Source organism: Sphingomonas sp., assembly GCF_024508665.1.
In the GTDB taxonomy this organism is placed as follows: Bacteria; Pseudomonadota; Alphaproteobacteria; order Sphingomonadales; family Sphingomonadaceae; genus Sphingomonas.
In genome coordinates this window covers 25,572-44,085 of the sequence record NZ_JANINP010000002.1, presented here as the reverse complement: position 1 = coordinate 44,085, position 18,514 = coordinate 25,572, and the positions used below count along the sequence as shown (strand labels likewise).

At 64.7% G+C, this 18,514-nt stretch carries 19 protein-coding genes; 13 read left to right on the top strand and 6 right to left on the bottom strand.

Annotated features, from left to right (window positions below):
• Positions 1-10: 10 nt before the first annotated feature.
• The 5 genes from Q0L25_RS03075 to Q0L25_RS03055 all read left to right on the top strand — a co-directional run bounded on the left by Q0L25_RS03075 (position 11) and on the right by Q0L25_RS03055 (position 3,749).
• Complete coding sequence (locus tag Q0L25_RS03075; protein WP_296611483.1) at positions 11-955, top strand: YihY/virulence factor BrkB family protein; 945 nt, start codon at positions 11-13, stop codon at positions 953-955.
• On the top strand, positions 952-1,755 hold the full coding sequence (fabI, locus tag Q0L25_RS03070; RefSeq protein WP_296611481.1) for an enoyl-ACP reductase FabI: 804 nt from the start codon (positions 952-954) through the stop codon (positions 1,753-1,755). Before Q0L25_RS03075 ends, fabI begins: the two co-directional genes overlap by 4 nt.
• Before the next feature lie 71 nt (positions 1,756-1,826).
• Positions 1,827-2,228 carry an endonuclease domain-containing protein gene (locus Q0L25_RS03065; protein ID WP_296611479.1) on the top strand — a complete coding sequence of 134 codons (402 nt, stop codon included), beginning with the start codon at positions 1,827-1,829 and terminating at the stop codon, positions 2,226-2,228.
• On the top strand, positions 2,225-3,301 hold the full coding sequence (gene aroC, locus Q0L25_RS03060) for a chorismate synthase (protein WP_296611477.1): 1,077 nt from the start codon (positions 2,225-2,227) through the stop codon (positions 3,299-3,301). The genes Q0L25_RS03065 and aroC overlap by 4 nt, the downstream gene beginning before the upstream one ends.
• Before the next feature lie 139 nt (positions 3,302-3,440).
• Entirely contained in the window at positions 3,441-3,749 is a 309-nt protein-coding gene (locus Q0L25_RS03055; protein WP_296611475.1) for a hypothetical protein, read from the top strand.
• A 152-nt stretch (positions 3,750-3,901) separates the two neighbouring features.
• On the opposite strand, the gene Q0L25_RS03050 is transcribed toward Q0L25_RS03055, so the two are convergent.
• From Q0L25_RS03050 to Q0L25_RS03030, 5 genes are all read right to left on the bottom strand, one after another.
• Positions 3,902-5,203, bottom strand: coding sequence for an adenylosuccinate synthase (locus Q0L25_RS03050; RefSeq protein WP_296611473.1), 1,302 nt, complete (start codon positions 5,201-5,203; stop codon positions 3,902-3,904).
• Positions 5,204-5,318: 115 nt separating this feature from the next.
• Positions 5,319-6,431 carry an ATP phosphoribosyltransferase regulatory subunit gene (locus tag Q0L25_RS03045; protein ID WP_296611472.1) on the bottom strand — a complete coding sequence of 371 codons (1,113 nt, stop codon included), beginning with the start codon at positions 6,429-6,431 and terminating at the stop codon, positions 5,319-5,321.
• A complete protein-coding gene (locus Q0L25_RS03040) occupies positions 6,428-6,823 on the bottom strand; it encodes an endonuclease domain-containing protein (RefSeq protein WP_296611470.1) in 396 nt (131 codons plus the stop codon). Before Q0L25_RS03040 ends, Q0L25_RS03045 begins: the two co-directional genes overlap by 4 nt.
• Positions 6,824-6,871: 48 nt before the next feature.
• Positions 6,872-8,449: a phosphoglycerate dehydrogenase gene (gene serA / locus Q0L25_RS03035; RefSeq protein WP_296611469.1), complete on the bottom strand. Its 1,578-nt coding sequence runs from the start codon at positions 8,447-8,449 to the stop codon at positions 6,872-6,874.
• Positions 8,450-8,537: 88 nt separating this feature from the next.
• Positions 8,538-9,701: a phosphoserine transaminase gene (locus tag Q0L25_RS03030; protein ID WP_296611467.1), complete on the bottom strand. Its 1,164-nt coding sequence runs from the start codon at positions 9,699-9,701 to the stop codon at positions 8,538-8,540.
• A gap of 149 nt (positions 9,702-9,850) precedes the next feature.
• On the opposite strand from Q0L25_RS03030, the gene Q0L25_RS03025 reads away from it, so the two are divergent.
• The 3 genes from Q0L25_RS03025 to Q0L25_RS03015 all read left to right on the top strand — a co-directional run bounded on the left by Q0L25_RS03025 (position 9,851) and on the right by Q0L25_RS03015 (position 12,233).
• The gene (locus Q0L25_RS03025) at positions 9,851-10,492 is read left to right on the top strand and encodes a DUF4328 domain-containing protein (RefSeq protein WP_296611466.1); all 642 of its coding nucleotides are present in this window, start codon (positions 9,851-9,853) and stop codon (positions 10,490-10,492) included.
• Between the two features lie 63 nt (positions 10,493-10,555).
• Complete coding sequence (locus Q0L25_RS03020; protein WP_296611464.1) at positions 10,556-11,224, top strand: extensin family protein; 669 nt, start codon at positions 10,556-10,558, stop codon at positions 11,222-11,224.
• Positions 11,225-11,297: 73 nt separating this feature from the next.
• Positions 11,298-12,233 carry a TIGR00730 family Rossman fold protein gene (locus Q0L25_RS03015; protein WP_296611463.1) on the top strand — a complete coding sequence of 312 codons (936 nt, stop codon included), beginning with the start codon at positions 11,298-11,300 and terminating at the stop codon, positions 12,231-12,233.
• 170 nt (positions 12,234-12,403) lie between these two features.
• Here Q0L25_RS03015 and Q0L25_RS03010 read toward each other — a convergent pair whose 3' ends face one another.
• Positions 12,404-13,075, bottom strand: a complete 672-nt coding sequence (locus Q0L25_RS03010; protein WP_296611461.1) for a cytochrome c family protein — start codon at positions 13,073-13,075, stop codon at positions 12,404-12,406.
• Positions 13,076-13,337: 262 nt separating this feature from the next.
• On the opposite strand from Q0L25_RS03010, the gene Q0L25_RS03005 reads away from it, so the two are divergent.
• From Q0L25_RS03005 to folP, 5 genes are all read left to right on the top strand, one after another.
• Positions 13,338-14,228 carry a prephenate dehydratase gene (locus tag Q0L25_RS03005; RefSeq protein WP_296611460.1) on the top strand — a complete coding sequence of 297 codons (891 nt, stop codon included), beginning with the start codon at positions 13,338-13,340 and terminating at the stop codon, positions 14,226-14,228.
• Entirely contained in the window at positions 14,225-15,382 is a 1,158-nt protein-coding gene (thiD, locus tag Q0L25_RS03000; protein WP_296611458.1) for a bifunctional hydroxymethylpyrimidine kinase/phosphomethylpyrimidine kinase, read from the top strand. Before Q0L25_RS03005 ends, thiD begins: the two co-directional genes overlap by 4 nt.
• Positions 15,382-15,999, top strand: a complete 618-nt coding sequence (locus Q0L25_RS02995; protein WP_296611457.1) for a ribonuclease HII — start codon at positions 15,382-15,384, stop codon at positions 15,997-15,999. The genes thiD and Q0L25_RS02995 overlap by 1 nt, the downstream gene beginning before the upstream one ends.
• Positions 16,000-16,185: 186 nt before the next feature.
• Entirely contained in the window at positions 16,186-17,328 is a 1,143-nt protein-coding gene (locus tag Q0L25_RS02990) for a site-specific DNA-methyltransferase (protein ID WP_296611455.1), read from the top strand.
• Between the two features lie 59 nt (positions 17,329-17,387).
• Positions 17,388-18,443: a dihydropteroate synthase gene (gene folP, locus Q0L25_RS02985; RefSeq protein WP_296611454.1), complete on the top strand. Its 1,056-nt coding sequence runs from the start codon at positions 17,388-17,390 to the stop codon at positions 18,441-18,443.
• Positions 18,444-18,514: the final 71 nt, after the last annotated feature.

Sequence of the window (18,514 nt, the reverse complement as noted above, 5' to 3'; positions counted from 1 at the left end):
ACGGTCCTGTATGTCGCATCTTTCGCCCCTTTCCCCTGAAGCGCGCGGGCTTCGCGGTTATCGCGAACGGGACGGGAAGCCGCTGCCGACGCGCGCCTGGATCGTCACCAAGCGCGTCTTCGTCGGCATTTTCGCCAATGGCTTCATGTATGCCGGCAACATCGCCTATCTGGCGCTGCTGACGGTCTTTCCGTTCTTTATCCTGGCGGCGGCGATCGCGTCGATCTTCGGGCAGAGCGCGGACGCCCTGCGCGCGGTCGATTCGTTCCTCTTTACCCTGCCGCCCAGCGTCTCGGGCCTGTTGCGCAAGCCGATCGCCGACGTCCTGGCTGCGCGGACCGGCTCGCTGCTCGTGCTTGGCGGTTTGGTGGCGCTCTGGTCGGTGGGCAGTTTCGTCGAGACGATCCGCGACATCTTCCGCCGTGCCTATGGCGTGACCTTCGAAAAGCCGTTCTGGCATTATCGGCTGGGATCGATGGCCGTGATCATCGGATCGGTCGTGCTGGCGTTGCTGGCATTTCTGATCCAAGGCGTGCTGACCGCGGCGGAGCAATTCATTTACCGGATGCTCCCCTGGGCGGCCGAGTTCGGCCAATGGGTCGGCTGGTCCCGCATCATTCCCGCGCTCGTCATGTATGCCGCGCTCTACATGCTGTTTCTGTCGGTCACGCCGGGCAAATATCGGGCGAAAGGCTGTCCGCGCTGGCCGGGCGCGGCGTTCACCACGGCCTGGTGGATCAGCGCCACCTTGTTGTTGCCGGTGTTCCTGTCGAACCTCAGCAATTACGACCTCACCTACGGCAGCCTGGCTGGGGTGATCGTTACCTTGTTGTTCTTCTGGATCGTCGGCCTCGGTATTTCGATCGGCGCGCACCTCAACGCGGCACTAGCCGAAACGCCGTTGAAGGACGTAAGGGACGGTCCAACAACGGAAACGGAGATTGAAGCGGCATGACCGGACTGATGCAGGGTAAGCGCGGGCTGATCATGGGCCTGGCCAACGACCGCTCGCTGGCCTGGGGTATCGCCAAGAAGCTGGCCGAGGCGGGCGCCGAATTGGCGTTCAGTTATCAGGGGGAGGCACTCGAGAAGCGCGTGCGGCCGCTCGCCGCCGAACTCGGCTCGGACTTCCTGATCGATTGCGACGTCAGCGATATGGCGGCGCTCGATACCGCCTTTGATGCTCTCAAGGCGCGCTGGCCGACGATCGATTTCGTCGTCCATGCGATCGGCTTTTCGGACAAGAACGAGCTGCGCGGCCGTTATGCCGATACGACGCTCGACAATTTCCTGATGACGATGAACATCAGCGTCTATTCGTTCACCGCAGTGGCGCAGCGCGCCGCGGCGATGATGCCGAATGGCGGCTCGCTGCTGACGCTCAGCTATTATGGTGCCGAGAAGGTCGTGCCGCATTACAATGTGATGGGTATCGCCAAGTCGGCGCTGGAGACCAGCGTGCAATATCTCGCGGTCGATCTCGGCCGCGACAATATCCGCGTCAACGCGATCTCGGCGGGCCCGATCAAGACCCTGGCGGCGAGCGGGATCGGCGATTTCCGCCTGATCCTGAAGTGGAACGAGCTCAATTCGCCGCTCAAGCGCAATGTCACGATCGAAGATGTCGGCGGCTCCGCGCTGTATTTCCTGAGCGACCTGTCTTCGGGCGTCACCGGCGAAGTCCATCATGTCGACGCCGGCTATCACGTCATCGGCATGAAGGCGGAAGACGCCCCGGATATCGCATTGGTGTGATTGATAACCCCTCTCCCTTTAGGGGAGAGGGAGGGGCCCGCCGCCGAAGGCGGTGGGAGGGTGAGGGGGAGATGAAGCGACCGCCTGGCGAAGAGCCGCTCGAATTCCAGCGCCGGGTGAGGCACGAGCCGACCGAGCCGGAAAAGAAACTCTGGTCAGCGTTGCGTAACCGTCAGATCGCGGATGCCAAGATCCGTAAGCAGACGTGGCTCTGCGGTTATCTTGTCGACTTCTATTGTGCCGCGGCGAAGCTCGTTATCGAGGTTGACGGGGACACGCATGCGCATCAGCAGGATTATGATGAGCGGCGTACCGCGCGGCTCGAAAGCGAAGGGTTTCGGGTGATCCGGTTTTCGAACGACGATGTGGTGCGGAATCCGGACGGCGTAGTGGCGTGCGTTCGCGAAGCACTCGACCCCTCACCCTCCCACTCGGCTGCGCCGAGCCTCCCTCAAGGGGAGAGGGGTCAATGAGCTACAACTCCTTCGGCCACGTCTTTCGCTTCTCCACCTGGGGGGAGAGTCACGGTCCCGCGATCGGCGCGGTTGTCGATGGTTGTCCGCCGGGGCTGAGCCTGAGCGAAGACGATATCCAGCCGTTCCTCGACCGCCGCCGTCCGGGCCAGTCGCGCTTCACCACGCAGCGCCAGGAGCCGGACCGCGTACGCATCCTGTCGGGCACGTTCGAAGGCCGCACCACCGGCACGCCGATCAGCCTGATGATCGAGAATCTCGACCAGCGGTCGAAGGACTATTCGGAAGTGGCGCAGGCTTATCGTCCTGGCCATGCCGATTACGCCTATGACGCCAAATATGGCTTCCGCGACTATCGTGGCGGCGGTCGCTCGTCGGCGCGCGAGACCGCGAGCCGGGTCGCGGCGGGTGCGGTCGCGCGGCTGGTCATTCCGGAAGTCTCGATCCTTGCCTGGGTTGAGGCGATCGGCGGCGATGCGATCGACCATGCGCGGTTCGATCCGGCCGAGATCGACAATAACCCGTTCTTCTGTCCCGACGCCAAGGCAGCTGCGCGCTGGGAAAAGCTGGTCGACGACGCGCGTAAGGCAGGATCGTCGCTCGGCGCGGTGATTGCCTGCGAGGCGACCGGGGTGCCACCCGGCTGGGGCGCGCCGCTTTACGCCAAGCTCGATGCCGAACTCGCGCATGCCTGTATGGGGATCAACGCGGTCAAGGGCGTCGAGATCGGGGACGGCTTCGCCGCCGCGACGCTGACCGGCGAGGAGAATGCCGATGCCATGCGGCCGGGCAGCAACCAGACCGGCGGCCCGCATTTCCTGTCCAATCACGCCGGTGGCATCGCCGGGGGCATTTCCACTGGACAGCCCGTGCGTGTGCGCGTCGCGTTCAAACCGACCAGTTCGATCCTGACCCCGGTCGAAACGATCACGCGTGACGGCGATGCGACCGACATCCGCACCAAGGGGCGGCACGATCCGTGCGTCGGCATTCGCGGCGTGCCAGTCGTCGAAGCCATGGTGGCATTGGTTCTGGCCGACCAGAAGCTGCTGCATCGCGCGCAAAACGGCTGAGTTTCCGTCGGTTAGTCCCGATAGAGGCTCAATCACCGGCAAGCCGTTCGATTCCGTGGATGTAACGACCCCCGGCGACGGAGCCTTTTAGTTACTGAGCCTTTTCCTCTTCGGTCCATTCAGGACAGGAGAGTATCGAATGAAGCTTGTCATGCTTGCAGGCGCCTTGATCATCGGCGTCTCGGGAGTTGCGGTGGCGCAAACCACCCCGGCGACTCCCGCAACGCCGGCTACGCCGGCAACGCCTGGCTCGATGGGTACCCCGGCAACCCCTGCGACGCCGGCCACCCCAGCCACCCCTGCTGTGCCCGACGCGACGGCGCCGAGCACAACCCCCGATTCCGCCACGACACCGTCGACTACGACGGATACGACCGCGACGTCCGATACGTCAGCGTCGACCGACATGTCGGCGGATACCGGCAAGAAGAAGAAAAAGAAGCACTGATAGCCCCAGCCCACCCCATGCAATCGGATCGTGCCCGACCAGGCGCGGTCCGTCGGGGCTAATGGGCCTGTCCTCGTGGCCGGTGCTGGCGTGCACTGGCTGCGGGGGCAGGCCCTATCTCTTCAATTTGCTCGGGGTCTACTGAAGCCGGATCAGTCCGCAAACGGATCGCGCACCAGGATCGTGTCGTTGCGCTCCGGGCTGGTCGACACCAATGCTACCGGGCAACGGATCAGTTCCTCTATGCGGCGGATATATTTGATCGCGGCGGCAGGCAGTTCCGCCCAGCTGCGCGCGCCGGCGGTCGATTCAGACCAGCCGGGCACCGTTTCGTAGATCGGCTCCACCGACGCCTGATCGAGCGGGTGCGGGGGCAGATAGTCGTAGGTCTTGTCGCCCAGGCGATAGCCGGTGCATATCTTGATCTCGTCGAGCCCGTCGAGGATGTCGAGCTTGGTGAGCGCGATCCCCGTGATGCCGCTGACCGCCGCCGACTGCCGGACGAGCACGGCGTCGAACCAGCCGCAGCGCCGCTTGCGCCCGGTGTTGACCCCGAACTCGCGCCCGCGCGTGCCGAGATATTCGCCGATCTCGTTATCCTGCTCGGTCGGGAAGGGGCCCGATCCGACGCGCGTCGTATAGGCCTTGACGATCCCGAGCACGAATCCGACCCGCGAGGGTCCCAGGCCGGATCCCGCGGAGGCAGTGCCCGCTACCGTATTGGACGAGGTGACGAACGGATAAGTTCCGTGGTCGACATCGAGCAGCACGCCCTGCGCGCCTTCGAACAGGATGCGCTTGCCGCGCTCGCCCGCCGCGTTGAGCGTGACCCACACCGGCTTGGCATAAGGCAGCACGAAGTCGGCGATTTCTCTCAGCTCGGCCAGCAAGGCCTCGCGATCGACCGGCGGCTTGCCGAAGCCGGCAAGCAACGCATCGTGATGTGCACAAAGGCGGTCGATCTGCGGTCCCAATTGATCGAGATGGGCAAGATCGCAGATGCGGATCGCGCGACGACCAACCTTGTCCTCATAGGCCGGGCCGATCCCGCGGCGCGTGGTGCCGATCTTCTGCCCGGAATTGCCCGCATCGAGCGCGTCCTCGCGCAGCGCGTCGAGATCGCGGTGCAGCGGCAGGATCAGCGGCGCGGTCTCGGCAACGTGGAGAAGTTCGGGCGTGACCTTGATCCCCTGTTCGGCGATCCGCGTGACTTCGTCGCGGAAATGCCAGGGGTCGAATACCACGCCGTTGCCGATCACGCTCAGCGTGCCGCGCACGACGCCCGATGGCAGGAGGGCCAGCTTATAGGTCTTGCCGTCGATGACGAGCGTGTGGCCGGCATTGTGCCCGCCCTGGAAGCGGACGACGACGTCGGCGCGCTCCGACAGCCAGTCGACGATCTTGCCCTTGCCTTCGTCACCCCATTGGGCGCCGATCACGGCTACGTTGGCCACTTGCTATTCCTTCGCTTCAGTTCGTCATGCCGGACTTGTTCCGGCATCCAACCATCCGCGGGCGCACTGCCTGAGGCTCGTTGGACCCCGGAACAAGTCCGGGGTGACGATTGGGTTATGTGGTGATCGTGCGAACCTCACCACCTGATAAAACATGCGTACAGAGCTGCGCCTCGGGCGTGTCACCTGCCTCCAAGGCTGCAACCGTCACCCAGCCTTCGCTGCGCAACTTGGCCGCCAACGCCGGATCGCTGCCCAACGGCACGAACAATCGCCGCCGCTCGTCGTGCGTCAGCCCCGCCGCGACGATCGCGTCGATGTACAGCGTGAAACCGATCGCGGTTTCCTCACTGCCATCCTCATGGACGATCATATAGCTGCCGCCACGCCCGATCTCGCCGCGCGCGCCGTCGGCGAATAGCGAGAAGCCGAGCCAGGTCTGATATTCGAAGCCGTGGCGCTCGGTCGGATCGAGCGTCAGCGCGACACGGCCTTTGACCGCCTCGGCCACCTTCCACAATCCGTCGAGCCGCGAGCGCAGCGCGCCACCGACATCGAACCGGCAGAGACGGTCGTGCGCTGCTTCGAACGGTCCGGCTGCCTCGATCATCGGCAGGTAGCTCGGCGCCAGCGCCGCGACCGCACCGGCATCCTTGGCATCGAGCCGATCGGCGAGCTCATCGAGCGACACGCCGTCGAGCGGCAGGGGGCCTGCGGCGAGCGTGCTCAGCAAATCGGGCAGGGTGAAGTCGATCGAGATGCCGGTCACTCCGGCCGCTTCGAGCGCTTCGACCGCGACGGCGACGACTTCCTGCGCGGCGGCGATCGTATCGAGCCCGATCAGCTCGCATCCGGCTTGGCGCCGCTCGCGTTCGGGTGACAGTTCCGAGGCGCGCAGCCGCAGCACCGATCCGGCGTAACTGAGGCGTAGCGGGCGCGGATGGTGCCCCATCCGCGTCGCCGCGATGCGCCCCACTTGCGCGGTGATGTCGGGCCGGATCGCCAAAGTCCGCTGGCTGATCGGGTCGACGAAACGCACGGCGTCCTGCGCGCGCGCCGCCTTCAGCCGATGCGCCAATGCATCCTCGAATTCGGCAAGCGGCGGATCGACCCGCTCATAGCCATGGGCATGCGCCGCATCGAGCACACGCCGCTCCAACCGCGCCGCCGCATCGGCGTCGGGCGGCAGCCGATCGTGAAAGCCGGAAGGGAGCAGCGCGTGAGTCATGTATCTTTCTCCCTCTCCCCTCCGGGGAGAGGGCCGGGGAGAGGGGCAGCCGCAAGCGAATCTATGATTGCCTGCAGCACCGCCGCCTCATTCGTCATCACGTCGGAATTCGTGAAACGGATCACCCGATATCCTTGCTCTTCCAACCATGCGGTTCGCCGCGCGTCATAACGTTCCTGCGCCGCATGGCTATCCCCATCGAGTTCGATGACCAGCTTTCGCGATCGCGCGGCGAAATCGACGGTATAAGGGCCGATCAACACCTGGTTCGAGAACTTGATCCCGATCAGGCGCTTCGCGCGGAGATGGTACCAGAGGCGCGCTTCGGGGCCGGTCGGCTCGCTGCGCATCGCTTTCGCGTTTTCTAGCTGGCGTTTGTCCTTTTTAGGCACTGCCCCTCTCCCCAACCCTCTCCCCGAAGGGGAGAGGGAGTTAGATGGCTAGAAGCTCAGCCCCATCACCGTCTTCACGCCCGCCAATTGGCGTACGCGGGCGATGAGATCGGCGTCGACCGCTTCGTCGACCGACAACAGCAGCACCGCTTCGCCGCCGGCCGAGCGGCGGCCGAGATGGAAGGTGCCGATATTGACGCCCGATTCGCCCAGCAACGTGCCGAGGCGGCCGATGAACCCCGGCGCGTCCTCGTTGACGACGTAGAGCATGTGACCCGCCAGGTCGGCCTCGACCTTGATCCCGAACAATTCGACCAGGCGCGGAGCCTGATCGCCGAACAGAGTGCCGGCGACCGAGCGCTCCCCGGTTTCGGTCTTGACCGAGACGCGGATCAGCGTGTGGTAATCGGCCTCGCGCTCGGTGCGCACTTCGCGCACCTCGATCCCGCGCTCCTTGGCGAGCAACGGCGCGTTGACCATGTTCACCGTGTCGGTCTGCGTGCGGAGGAACCCGGCCAGCACCGCCGAGACGATCGGCTTCTGGTTGAGCTCTGCCGCCGCGCCTTCGGCGTGGATCGAGATGCGGCCGATGGCGCCGTGCGTCAGCTGTCCGACCAGCGAGCCCAGCTTTTCGGCCAGTGCCATGTAGGGCTTGAGCCGCGGCGCTTCCTCGGCCGACAGCGAGGGCATGTTGAGCGCGTTGGTGACGCCGCCCGAGACCAGATAGTCGGCCATCTGCTCGGCGACCTGGATCGCGACATTGACCTGAGCCTCAGTGGTCGACGCGCCGAGATGCGGGGTGGAGATGAAGTTCGGCGTGCCGAACAGCGGGCTCGCCTTGGCCGGCTCTTCGACGAACACGTCGAGCGCGGCACCGGCGATGTGACCCGAATCGAGTCCTTCCTTGAGCGCCGCCTCATCGATCAGCCCGCCACGCGCGCAATTGATGATCCGTACGCCCTTCTTGGTGCGCAGCAGATTGTCGCGGCTCAGGATGTTGCGCGTCTGATCGGTCAGCGGCGTGTGCAAGGTGATGAAGTCGGCACGCGCGAGCAGGTCGTCGAGATCGACCTTTTCGACACCCAGTTCGACCGCGCGCTCGGGGCTGAGGAACGGGTCGTAGGCGATGACCTTCATGCGCAGACCATGCGCGCGGTCGGCGACGATCGAGCCGATATTGCCCGCGCCGATCAGACCGAGCGTCTTCGAGGTCAGCTCGACGCCCATGAAGCGGTTCTTCTCCCACTTGCCTGCCTGGGTCGAGGCATCGGCCTCGGGCAGCTGGCGGGCGAGCGCGAACATCAAAGCGATGGCGTGCTCGGCGGTAGTGATCGAATTGCCGAACGGGGTGTTCATCACCACCACGCCCTTGGCGCTGGCGGCGGGGATATCGACATTGTCGACGCCGATCCCGGCGCGGCCGACGACCTTGAGATTGGTCGCCGCGTCAAGAATGTCCTTGGTCACCTTGGTCGAGCTGCGGATCGCCAAGCCGTCGTATTGGCCGATGATCGCCTTCAGTTCATCCGGCGTCTTGCCGGTGATCTCGTCCACCTCGACCCCGCGTTCGCGGAAGATCTGGGCGGCCTTGGGGTCCATTTTGTCGCTGATCAGTACCTTGGGCATGGTATGTCTCCGTCGCCCCGGCGAAGGCCGGGGCCATTGGATTGGGAAATGAAAACGTGGCGGCCCCGGCCTTCGCCGGGGCGAGGCGTTAAGCTGCCGCTTTCGCGGTGGCGTAGGCCCAGTCGAGCCAGGGCCCGAGCGCTTCGATATCGGCGGTGTCGACCGTGGCACCGCACCAGATGCGCAAGCCGGCCGGCGCGTCGCGATAGCCGGCGACGTCGAATGCGGCGCCTTCCTTCTCGAGTGCGCTCGCCATTGCCTTGATCAGCGCCTCGTCGGCGCCTTCGACTGTCAGGCAGACGCTGGTCTTAGACCGCGACGCCAGGTCGGCGGCGAGATGACCCAGCCAGTCGCGTTCCGCTACGATCTTGTCCAGAGCTGCCGCATTGGCATCCGAGCGCGCGATCAGGCCATCGGCCCCGCCGATCGATTTCGCCCATTCGAGCGCGAAGATCGCGTCCTCCACCGCCAGCATCGACGGCGTGTTGATCGTTTCGCCCTTGAACACGCCTTCGGTCAGCGCACCCTTGGAGACGAGGCGGAATACTTTGGGCAGCGGCCAGGCGGGGGTGTATTCCGTCAGGCGTTCGACGGCGCGCGGCCCGAGGATCAGGACGCCGTGACCGCCTTCGCCACCCAGCACCTTCTGCCACGAGAAGGTGGCGACATCGATCTTGTCCCAAGGCAGGTCGTAAGCGAACACCGCGCTGGTAGCGTCGGCGAAGCTCAACCCTTCACGGTCGGCCGGAATCCAGTCGCCATTGGGAACGCGTACCCCGCTGGTCGTGCCGTTCCAGGTGAACAGCACGTCGTTCGACCAGTCGATCTGGTTCAGGTCAGGCAGCTGGCCGTAATCGGCGCGCACGACGGTCGGTTCGATCTTGAGCTGCTTGACCGCGTCGGTCACCCAACCCTCACCGAAGCTTTCCCATGCAAGCGCAGTGACCTCGCGCGCGCCGAGCATCGTCCACATCGCCATCTCGAAGGCGCCGGTGTCGGAGCCAGGGACGATGCCGATACGGTGGGTGTCGGGGAGCTTCAGCAATTCGCGCATCAGGTCGATGGCATATTGCAGCCGCGCCTTGCCGAGCTTCGAGCGGTGCGACCGGCCGAGCACCTCGGCCGCGAGCTTCGACGCATCCCAGCCCGGAGGCTTGGCGCAGGGACCAGAGGAAAAATAGGGGCGAGCCGGCTTGGTGGCGGGCTTGGCAATGGACGCACTGGTGGCGTCGGCAACCGTAAGTTCAGTCATGTAGTCTCTCCTTGCAGAGAGCGCGCGCGGCGTTGGGACCGCGTGGCCCGTCGGCCGCCCTAAAGATATTGTGCGCCGCGTCAAGCGACATGCGCTGGACGGCGGCGAGCCGACGGGGATAAGCCATGACCCAAGGGGGAGAGCCAAAGATGTACGAGTTCAAGGATCCTGGCGGGCGCGGCCGCGCCGCAATTATTGCCGTGCTGGCGTGGCTTGCGGCAGATCTGGTCTATACGATCGGCGCCGCGACGACCATTGCCGCGCTGAACGGTGCCGCATCCGGCACGGGCCCCGCGGCCGAAACAGCCGACATGATAACTGGCGTTGGCGGGGTTGCGCTGCTGGTGGCCACGCTGAGCTCGATCATATTCGTCGCTCGTTGGATCATGCGGGTGAACGCCAACGCGCATTCGATGTCCGATTCGATGACAGTCACGCCGGGATGGAATGTCGGTTGGTTCTTCATACCGGTCGCCCTTTTGTGGAAGCCTTTCCAGGGGCTGCGCGAGACTTGGCAAGCCAGCGTCAGTCCTCACGATCCCACTTCGGTAGCCGTGCCGCCGCTCATGCGATGGTGGTGGGGCTTGTGGCTTGTGAGCAACGCGCTCGGTAACGTTTCGACCCGGCTCTCGTTTGCCAAGGCCGACGCCGCCAGCCTGATCGCGTCGAGCTGGATCGACATTGCAACCTTGGCGATCGACATACCGCTGGCAATCGTGCTGATCAGAATGATTTCGCAGTTTGACGATCTCCAAGCGAGGGGCCCCGATTACGCCGAAACCTTCGCCTGATCGACAGCACGCGCCGTCGCAGGATTAGCGATTCGTTAACCATGTTCGCGCACATCCATACGCGTGAAGCGTCTCGTTCCCTTGCTCGGCTTTGTGCTGTCGGGTTGCCTGTTTGGCGGAGGGGGCAATGACCGTTTGCCCCCGCCGCCGAGCCGCCCGGCAGGCGCTCCGCCGGTCACGCTCAACCTGCCGACCAGCCGCGAAACGCAGATGTGCTACGCCGACCTGTCTCGCGAACGGGTGCGCTATTCGCCTTTGCCCGACCGCGATTATGGCGGAGGCTGCACCGTCGTCGGTGCGGTACAGCTGATCGACATCGGCGTGCCCGTCACCGGGCTCAAGGCGATGCGCTGTGGGCTCGCCGAAGAATTCATCGGCTGGACGCGCAATGCGGTCGCTCCCGCCGCCTACCAAATTCTGGGCAGTCGCCTGGTCAAGATCGAAACTTTCGGCACTTATGCCTGCCGCAACACGATCGGCACCCCGTTCGAGCGATTATCGGGCCATGCTTTGGCCAACGCGGTGGATGTGTCGGCATTCATCCTGGAGGACGGCCGCCGGGTGTCGATCGAGAATGACTGGCGGTCGGATAGTGACGATGTGCGACGGTTCCTGGAGGTAATCCACACGTCCGCATGCAAGCGGTTCGGAACGGTGCTCAGTCCCGATTACAATGCGGCCCACCACAACCATCTGCACCTCGAAGACGATCATAAGAGCTTCTGCCGCTAGCCCCTCTTGGCAAGCGGGAGGGACTATTTATGAGACCCTTCAATCCGTCACGACTTTGCTCTAACGCGCTGGGATGACTGATACCCGAGTACCGTCGCGCGTTTTCCCGCGCGCGAAACAGGAAGCCGACCGCGCCAAGGGCGGTGTCTCCACCCCGCAGACCCAGGATCCGGCCTATCGGCTCGCCTTCCAGGACATGGACTTCCTGCTCCGCGAGGATCTCCGTCCGGTCCGGTTCCAGCTAGAGCTTCTCAAGCCCGAACTGGTGATCGACGAAGCAGGAATCGCATCCACCTTCGTGATGTACGGATCGGCACGCATTCCCGCGCCGGACAAGGCGCAGGCACTGCTCGATGCGGCGGTCGATGACACGTCACGCAAGATTGCCGAGCGGCTGGTCGCCAAGTCGAGATATTATGACGTTGCGCGCGAACTCGGCCGGCTGGCGTCGAGCTTCCCGGTCGACACCGACGGACGCCGCCATTTCGTCGTCTGTTCGGGCGGCGGCCCGTCGATCATGGAAGCGGCCAATCGCGGCGCGGCGGATGTCGGTGCCGAATCGATCGGTCTCAACATCGTGCTGCCGCACGAACAGGCGCCGAATCCCTATGTGACGCCACGGCTGAGCCTGCAGTTCCACTATTTCGCGCTGCGCAAGATGCACTTCCTGCTCCATGCGCGCGCCTTGGCAGCGTTTCCGGGTGGATTCGGCACGTTCGACGAGCTGTTCGAGCTGCTGACGCTGATCCAGACCGGCAAGATCCAGCCGATCCCGGTGCTGCTCTATGGCAAGGAATTCTGGCAGCGCGTGGTCAATTTCGAAGCTTTGGTCGAAGAAGGCGTGGTCAGCGCCAAGGACCTCGACATCTTCACCTATTGCGAGACGGCGGAAGAGGGCTGGGAATGCGTCCAGCGCTTTTATCAGGACCGGTCGCTGGATATTGGTCTTGCCGAAGCGGAGCAGCACGCCGCGGAAGAGATCGCAGCGCAGGCTGACACTGCGCGGTGAACCCAGTCATTTGAGTTCCTCCCCGAACTTGTTCGGGGAGGGGGACCATCGCGAAGCGATGGTGGAGGGGCTTTGCTACTCAACCAGCCCCTCCACCACGCACTAACGTGCGCGGTCCCCCTCCCCGAGCGAGCTCGGGGAGGAACTGGTTTGTCGCGAATTTTAGAAGCTTACTTCTTGGCCGCAGGCGCGGCGGTGTTGCCAGCGGCCGGGGCAGCGGCATTGCCGTCCGCAGGGGCGGTCGCATTGCCGTCAGCCGGCGCCGCGCTGTTACCGTCGGCGGCCTTGGCATCCTTGCCTGCCGGGGCAGCCGCGGGGGCCGCGGGCAGCGGCAGGTTCGAGCCCTGCTGGTTCAGGTACAGGATCACGTCGGCGCGATCCTTGGGGTTGGACAGGCCGGCGAAGGTCATCTTGGTGCCTGGCGCAAACTTGCGCGGGCTGGTCAGCCAGGCGTTGAGCGAGTCGAAGTCCCACTTGCCGCCCTTGGCCTTGAGCGCGTCGGAGAAGGCGAACCCGCCCTTGCCCTGCGCGACCGCTTCGCCGACCGTCGCATAGAGATTCGGGCCAATGCCGTTGGCGCCGCCCTGATTGATCGTGTGGCACGCCGCGCACTTCTTGAAGACTTCGGCGCCCTTGGCGGCGTCGGCCGTGGGCAGCAGGGACGCAATCGGCACTTCGGCCGCGGCGCCGCTGTCGCCGCCTTCGTCCGCCGCCTCAACCGGATAGCCTTCCTTCTTGGGCTCGCCGCTGTGGAACATCATCCCGCCAACGATCGTGGCCCCCAGCGCGACAAAGCACCCTGCGAGGGTCCAGCCAGCGATCGTGTTGGTCTTGTCGGACATGATTTTTCGCGTACGCCCCTGAATTGAGTAGCAGCCCTTTAGTAAGCGTATTCGCGGGGGGCAAGGTGGAGTGTTTGTTTGCGACCTGACGGTCGCAGCGGCACCGGCCCGCTTCCCCACCCGACCGCCCATAACATATCCTGATTGGGCGGTCGGGTGGGGGAGCGGGCCGGTGCCGCACAACGCGCGGGAGCGCGGCGAGTGAAGCTCAAGCAAAGCTCGGGTTGCTACTAAGGGGGCACCTCTCTAATCGCCGCCGCCCATGGAGAACTTCGCCGCCCCCGCACAACCCATCGTCGCCGCGATGACCGAAGCCGCCGCCCGCGAGCCAGAGCGCGCGGTGGCGTTTCAGGGCGCGCCGGGCGCCAACAGCCATGTCGCGGTCGAGGAAACCTTTCCCAATGGACTGCCGTTGCCCTGCTTCAGCTTCGACGACGCGATCGATGCGGTGAAGGAGGGGCGCGCCGATTGCGCGGTCATCCCGATCGAAAACTCACTTCATGGGCGGGTCGCCGATATCCATTTCCTGCTGCCCGAATCGGGGTTGGTCATCACCGGCGAGCATTTCCTGCCGATCCGCTACGCCTTGATGGGTGTCGGACCGCTCGACGGCGTCAAGGAAGCGATGAGCCATCCCCAGGCGCTGGGCCAATGCCGGCACTGGCTGAAGGCGCATGGCATCACCCCGATCGCCTATCCCGATACCGCCGGCGCCGCCGCTTTGGTCGCCGAGATCAATGATCCCAAGGTTGCCGCGCTCGCGCCGCCGCCCGCGGCCAAGATCTATGGCTTGCAGACACTGGCCAGCGACATCGCCGATGCCGAGCACAATACTACCCGCTTTGTGACCTTGGCGCGGGGCAGCCGGCCGCTGACCGGCGATGGCCCGTTCATGACGACGATCATCTTCGAGGTGAAGAACGTGCCGGCCGCACTTTATAAAGCGATGGGCGGGTTCGCGACCAACGGCGTCAACATGACCAAGCTCGAAAGCTATCAGCGCGGCGGCAGCTTCGCGGCGACCGATTTCTACGCCGATGTCGAGGGACGGCCGGGCGACGAGAATCTCGACCGCGCGCTGGAGGAGCTCGGGTTTCACTCGAAATGGATGCGTGTGTTGGGCTCTTATCCCCAGGCACGGAAGCGGGGATGACGCCGCGCGTCCTGATCATCGCCGGGTCCGATTCGGGCGGTGGCGCGGGGATTCAGGCCGATATCAAGACGGTGACGATGCTCGGCGGCCACGCCATGACCGCGATCACCGCGATCACCGCGCAGAACACTTTGGGCGTCCAGGCAGCGCTGACAGTGCCGACCGAGATGGTGATCGCGCAGATCAATTCGGTGGTGACAGATATCGGCATCGACGCGGTCAAGATCGGGATGATTGGATCGGCGGGGACCGCGAACGCGGTGGCGGACGTGCTCGAGTCGCTCGACGTGCCGATCGTGTTCGATCCGGTGATGGTAGCGACGAGCGGGTCAATCTTAGCGGACGAAGACACGGTTGCTGCCTTTGAGCGGCTCGGTCGCCTCGCGTCGCTGGTGACTCCCAACCTCTCCGAACTCGCCGCCTTGTCCGGACTCGATGTGACCCCTGCCGACGATGTGCAAGCAGCGGCAACCGTTTACGCCAAGCGCCTCGGGACCCCCGTTCTTGCCAAAGGCGGGCACGGCGACGGCGACGAGGTCGTCGATTGGCTGATTGACGGCGCTGGCGAGTGGACCCGATGGCGAGCCGACCGGATCGCTTCCTATCAAACGCATGGTACCGGCTGCACGCTAGCGTCCGCGATCGCGACCTACCTTGCCCGAGGCTGCCCTTGGAAGTCGGCGATCGCTCGCGCGCGGCGGTTCGTGCGGATCGCGATCAAGGATGCGCCCGGCCTGGGCGGCGGGCACGGGCCGATGGGGCAGCAGTCTGTCCGGCTCGATCTCGGACCGGGCGCGCGGCTCAATCAGGTGACGATCCCAACAAACGATTATGCCGCTTCCTGCGCCTTTTATACGGCGCTTGGGCTCAAGCAGATCGTGGAAACCGACGATGCGCATTATGGTCGATTCGAAGCAGCGGGTGGCGCGACGCTGTCGGTCGAGGCGGGGGCACGGCCGACCATCTTTTTCGAATGCGAGAATTTGGATGCCGAGGTAGATCGGTTAAAGAATGCAGGCGTGACTTTCGACCAACTCCCCACCGACCAATCCTGGTTGTGGCGCGAAGCGCGCCTGACCGATCCGTCGGGCAACCCGGTATGTCTGTACCAGGCCGGGGAAAACCGGCGCTATCCGCCTTGGCGGCTTGACTGATGCCCGGGCTCAAACACGAAAAGCTCTGCCTCGCCCCGGTCGCCGGCGTCGACGAAGCCGGCCGCGGGCCTCTCGCCGGGCCGGTCGTCGCGGCCGCGGTGATCCTGCCGGCCAAAGGCATCCCCCGCGGGCTCGACGATTCGAAGAAGCTCACCGCTGCCGAGCGCGCCCGGCTGCACGCCCGATTGATGGATTGCGCGACGGTTGGCGTGGGTATCGTCGAGGCCGACGAGATCGACAGCCTCAACATCTACTGGGCGACGATGAAGGCGATGACGCTGGCGGTCGAAGCACTTGGCTGCCCGCCGGGTCACGTTCTGGTCGACGGCAATCGTCTACCGCGCTGGACGTATCAGGCGACCGCTATCGTCGGCGGGGACTGCATCAGCATGTCAATCGCAGCCGCCTCGATCGTCGCCAAGCACACTCGCGACACGATCATGATCACCCACGCCGAATCCTATCCGCATTACGGCTGGCACACGAACAAGGGCTATAGCGCGCCCGAGCATTTGCGCGCGTTGCGCGAGCACGGCCCGTGTCCGCTACATCGCCGCAGCTTCGCGCCGGTCGCCCAAGCGGCGCAGCCACAGGAAATTTCGGTTCTGCCTTTTTAAGAGTCTTTTGTGCCACACCCCATAGATTGGGGCTGTGGATAACTCGCGACTCAACATCTCGTGCAGGTCGTAAAATGTTCCGCTCCCTTAACCATTTGGTAACCCAGGTCGTTAACTAAACTTCGCTTGACCGGAGTCCGCGCGCTCGGTTTTCGTGCGCGAGTGATTGCGGGGGAGCGTTTGCCGATGGGGGTTATCGAGAAGGTCAGGGCGCGCGCCGTTGCTCTTGGGCAGCCGTCGGTGCTGGTCCCCGGCGAGCTTCCGCTCGACCGCATCCTCATGGGCGATTGCATCGAGGCTATGCGGGCACTGCCGGCCAAATCGGTCGACCTGATCTTCGCCGATCCGCCGTACAACCTTCAACTCGGTGGCGACCTGTCGCGTCCCGACGGCAGCCATGTCGACGCGGTCACCGACGATTGGGACAAGTTCGACAGTCTGGCGATCTATGACCGCTTCACTCGCGAATGGCTCGGCGAGGCAAAGCGCATTCTGAAGGATAACGGCTCGATCTGGGTGATCGGCAGCTATCATAATATCTTCAAGGTTGGGTCGGCGATCCAGGATCTCGGCTATTGGATCCTCAACGACATTGTCTGGCGCAAAGCCAATCCGATGCCCAATTTCAAGGGCACGCGCTTCACCAACGCGCATGAGACCTTGATCTGGGCGTCGACCGGCGAGGGCGCGAAATACACGTTCAACTATCGCAGCATGAAGACGCTCAACGATGAGCTGCAGATGCGCTCGGACTGGGAATTCCCGATCTGCGGCGGGCAGGAACGACTCAAGAAGGACGGGGTGAAGGTCCATCCGACCCAGAAGCCCGAGGCGTTGCTCTATCGCATCCTGCTCGCTTGCTCGAAGCCGGGCGATGTCGTGCTCGACCCGTTCTTCGGCACCGGCACCACCGGCGCGGTCGCCAAGCGCCTCGGCCGGCACTGGATCGGGATCGAGCGCGAACCGGTCTATATCGAGGCAGCCGAGGAACGCATCGCGGCGGCGCTGCCGCTCGACGAATCCGCGCTGACCACGATGCAGAGCCCGAAGGCGGCACCGCGCGTCGCGTTCGGGTCGCTGGTCGAGAACGGGATGCTCAGCCCCGGCACGGTGCTGACCGACAGCAAGCGCCGATGGAAGGCGACCGTGGGCGCCGATGGCTCATTGAAAAGCGAGTGCGGCCAGGCGGGATCGATCCACAAGCTCGGCGCGACCTTGCAGAATGCGCCGGCCTGCAACGGCTGGACCTTCTGGCACTATGAGGCGGTTGATGGCCTCAAGCCGATCGACGCTTTGCGTCAGAATTATCTGCTCGCGACGCAGCCGTAGCGATACCGAGCCAGGAATGCGTCACCCCGGGCTTGTCCCGGCATGACGGAAGCAAGTGAATGGCAAACCTCCATCTCCGCCCCGTCCAGTTCGTCGATACGCCGATCGGTCGCGACGGCGAGGTCGCGCGGCTGGCGGGCGGGATGCAATGGTTCGCCGCCTATGAGGTGATCGAGAACGGGGCCAGGCGAACTGTCCCGATCGCCGAATTCGAGCGCACGCTAGGCGCGGACAACGAACGCGCTGCTACGCTCCACGCCGCGATCACGTGTCCACGCGCACCCCTGACGCTCGGCGACCGCACGTTGCGTTTCGATCAGCCTCTGGTCGCCGGCATCCTCAACGTCACACCCGACAGCTTCTCCGATGGCGGCGAACAGGAGGACCCCGTCGCTGCAGGCGTCGCAATGTCGACGGCGGGCGCGGCGCTAATCGATGTCGGCGGCGAATCGACGCGGCCGGGCGCGGAACTCGTCTGGGAAGAGGATGAGAAGCAGCGCGTCGAGCCGGTCGTTCGCGGCCTCGTTCGCGCCGGGACTTTGGTGTCGGTCGATACGCGCAAGGCAGTGTTGATGGAGGCGGCACTCGCCGCAGGTGCCGCGATCGTCAACGACGTCGCAGCGTTGTTGTGGGATGACAGGGCTCTCGACGTGGTGGCGAAGGCCGGCTGCCCGGTCGTGCTCATGCACTCGCCCGACCCGGCCAAGGGGCCGCATGGCGGCAGCGGTTACGGCGACGTCCTGACCGAGGTCTACGACTGGCTCGACGCGCGCATCGCCGCCGTGGTGGCCGGGGGCGTCGATCGAGCGAAGATCATCGTCGATCCGGGTATCGGCTTCGGCAAGTCGCTCCAGGACAATCTCTCGCTGCTGAACGGCTTGGCTATGTTCCACGGACTCGGTTGTCCGATCCTGCTCGGTGCCAGCCGCAAGCGGATGATCGGCGCGCTGTCCAACGAGGCGCCCGCCGACCAGCGACTCGGCGGCTCGATCGCCTTGGCGCTCAAGGGGGCGGAAGCCGGTGTCCAGCTGCTCCGCGTCCACGACGTGGCTGAGACAGTCCAGGCGCTCAAAGTGTGGCGTGGGCTGCGCGATCAGGCACTGGTCGGACGCTGACCGCATTGCTCTAACCATACCGCCGCTTGACTTCGCACCGCGCCACGCCACGTTTCGACATACGATAACGG

Excerpts from the sequence above, each read along its gene's own strand:
- Q0L25_RS03075 (WP_296611483.1), top strand. The coding sequence starts at position 11 with ATGTCGCATCTTTCGCCCCTTTCCCCTGAAGCGCGCGGGCTTCGCGGT.
- fabI (WP_296611481.1), top strand. The coding sequence starts at position 952 with ATGACCGGACTGATGCAGGGTAAGCGCGGGCTGATCATGGGCCTGGCC.
- Q0L25_RS03065 (WP_296611479.1), top strand. The coding sequence starts at position 1,827 with ATGAAGCGACCGCCTGGCGAAGAGCCGCTCGAATTCCAGCGCCGGGTG.
- aroC (WP_296611477.1), top strand. The coding sequence starts at position 2,225 with ATGAGCTACAACTCCTTCGGCCACGTCTTTCGCTTCTCCACCTGGGGG.
- Q0L25_RS03055 (WP_296611475.1), top strand. The coding sequence starts at position 3,441 with ATGAAGCTTGTCATGCTTGCAGGCGCCTTGATCATCGGCGTCTCGGGA.
- Q0L25_RS03045 (WP_296611472.1), bottom strand. The coding sequence starts at position 6,431 with ATGACTCACGCGCTGCTCCCTTCCGGCTTTCACGATCGGCTGCCGCCC.
- serA (WP_296611469.1), bottom strand. The coding sequence starts at position 8,449 with ATGCCCAAGGTACTGATCAGCGACAAAATGGACCCCAAGGCCGCCCAG.
- Q0L25_RS03030 (WP_296611467.1), bottom strand. The coding sequence starts at position 9,701 with ATGACTGAACTTACGGTTGCCGACGCCACCAGTGCGTCCATTGCCAAG.
- Q0L25_RS03025 (WP_296611466.1), top strand. The coding sequence starts at position 9,851 with ATGTACGAGTTCAAGGATCCTGGCGGGCGCGGCCGCGCCGCAATTATT.
- Q0L25_RS03015 (WP_296611463.1), top strand. The coding sequence starts at position 11,298 with ATGACTGATACCCGAGTACCGTCGCGCGTTTTCCCGCGCGCGAAACAG.
- Q0L25_RS03010 (WP_296611461.1), bottom strand. The coding sequence starts at position 13,075 with ATGTCCGACAAGACCAACACGATCGCTGGCTGGACCCTCGCAGGGTGC.
- Q0L25_RS03005 (WP_296611460.1), top strand. The coding sequence starts at position 13,338 with ATGGAGAACTTCGCCGCCCCCGCACAACCCATCGTCGCCGCGATGACC.
- thiD (WP_296611458.1), top strand. The coding sequence starts at position 14,225 with ATGACGCCGCGCGTCCTGATCATCGCCGGGTCCGATTCGGGCGGTGGC.
- Q0L25_RS02995 (WP_296611457.1), top strand. The coding sequence starts at position 15,382 with ATGCCCGGGCTCAAACACGAAAAGCTCTGCCTCGCCCCGGTCGCCGGC.
- Q0L25_RS02990 (WP_296611455.1), top strand. The coding sequence starts at position 16,186 with ATGGGGGTTATCGAGAAGGTCAGGGCGCGCGCCGTTGCTCTTGGGCAG.
- folP (WP_296611454.1), top strand. The coding sequence starts at position 17,388 with ATGGCAAACCTCCATCTCCGCCCCGTCCAGTTCGTCGATACGCCGATC.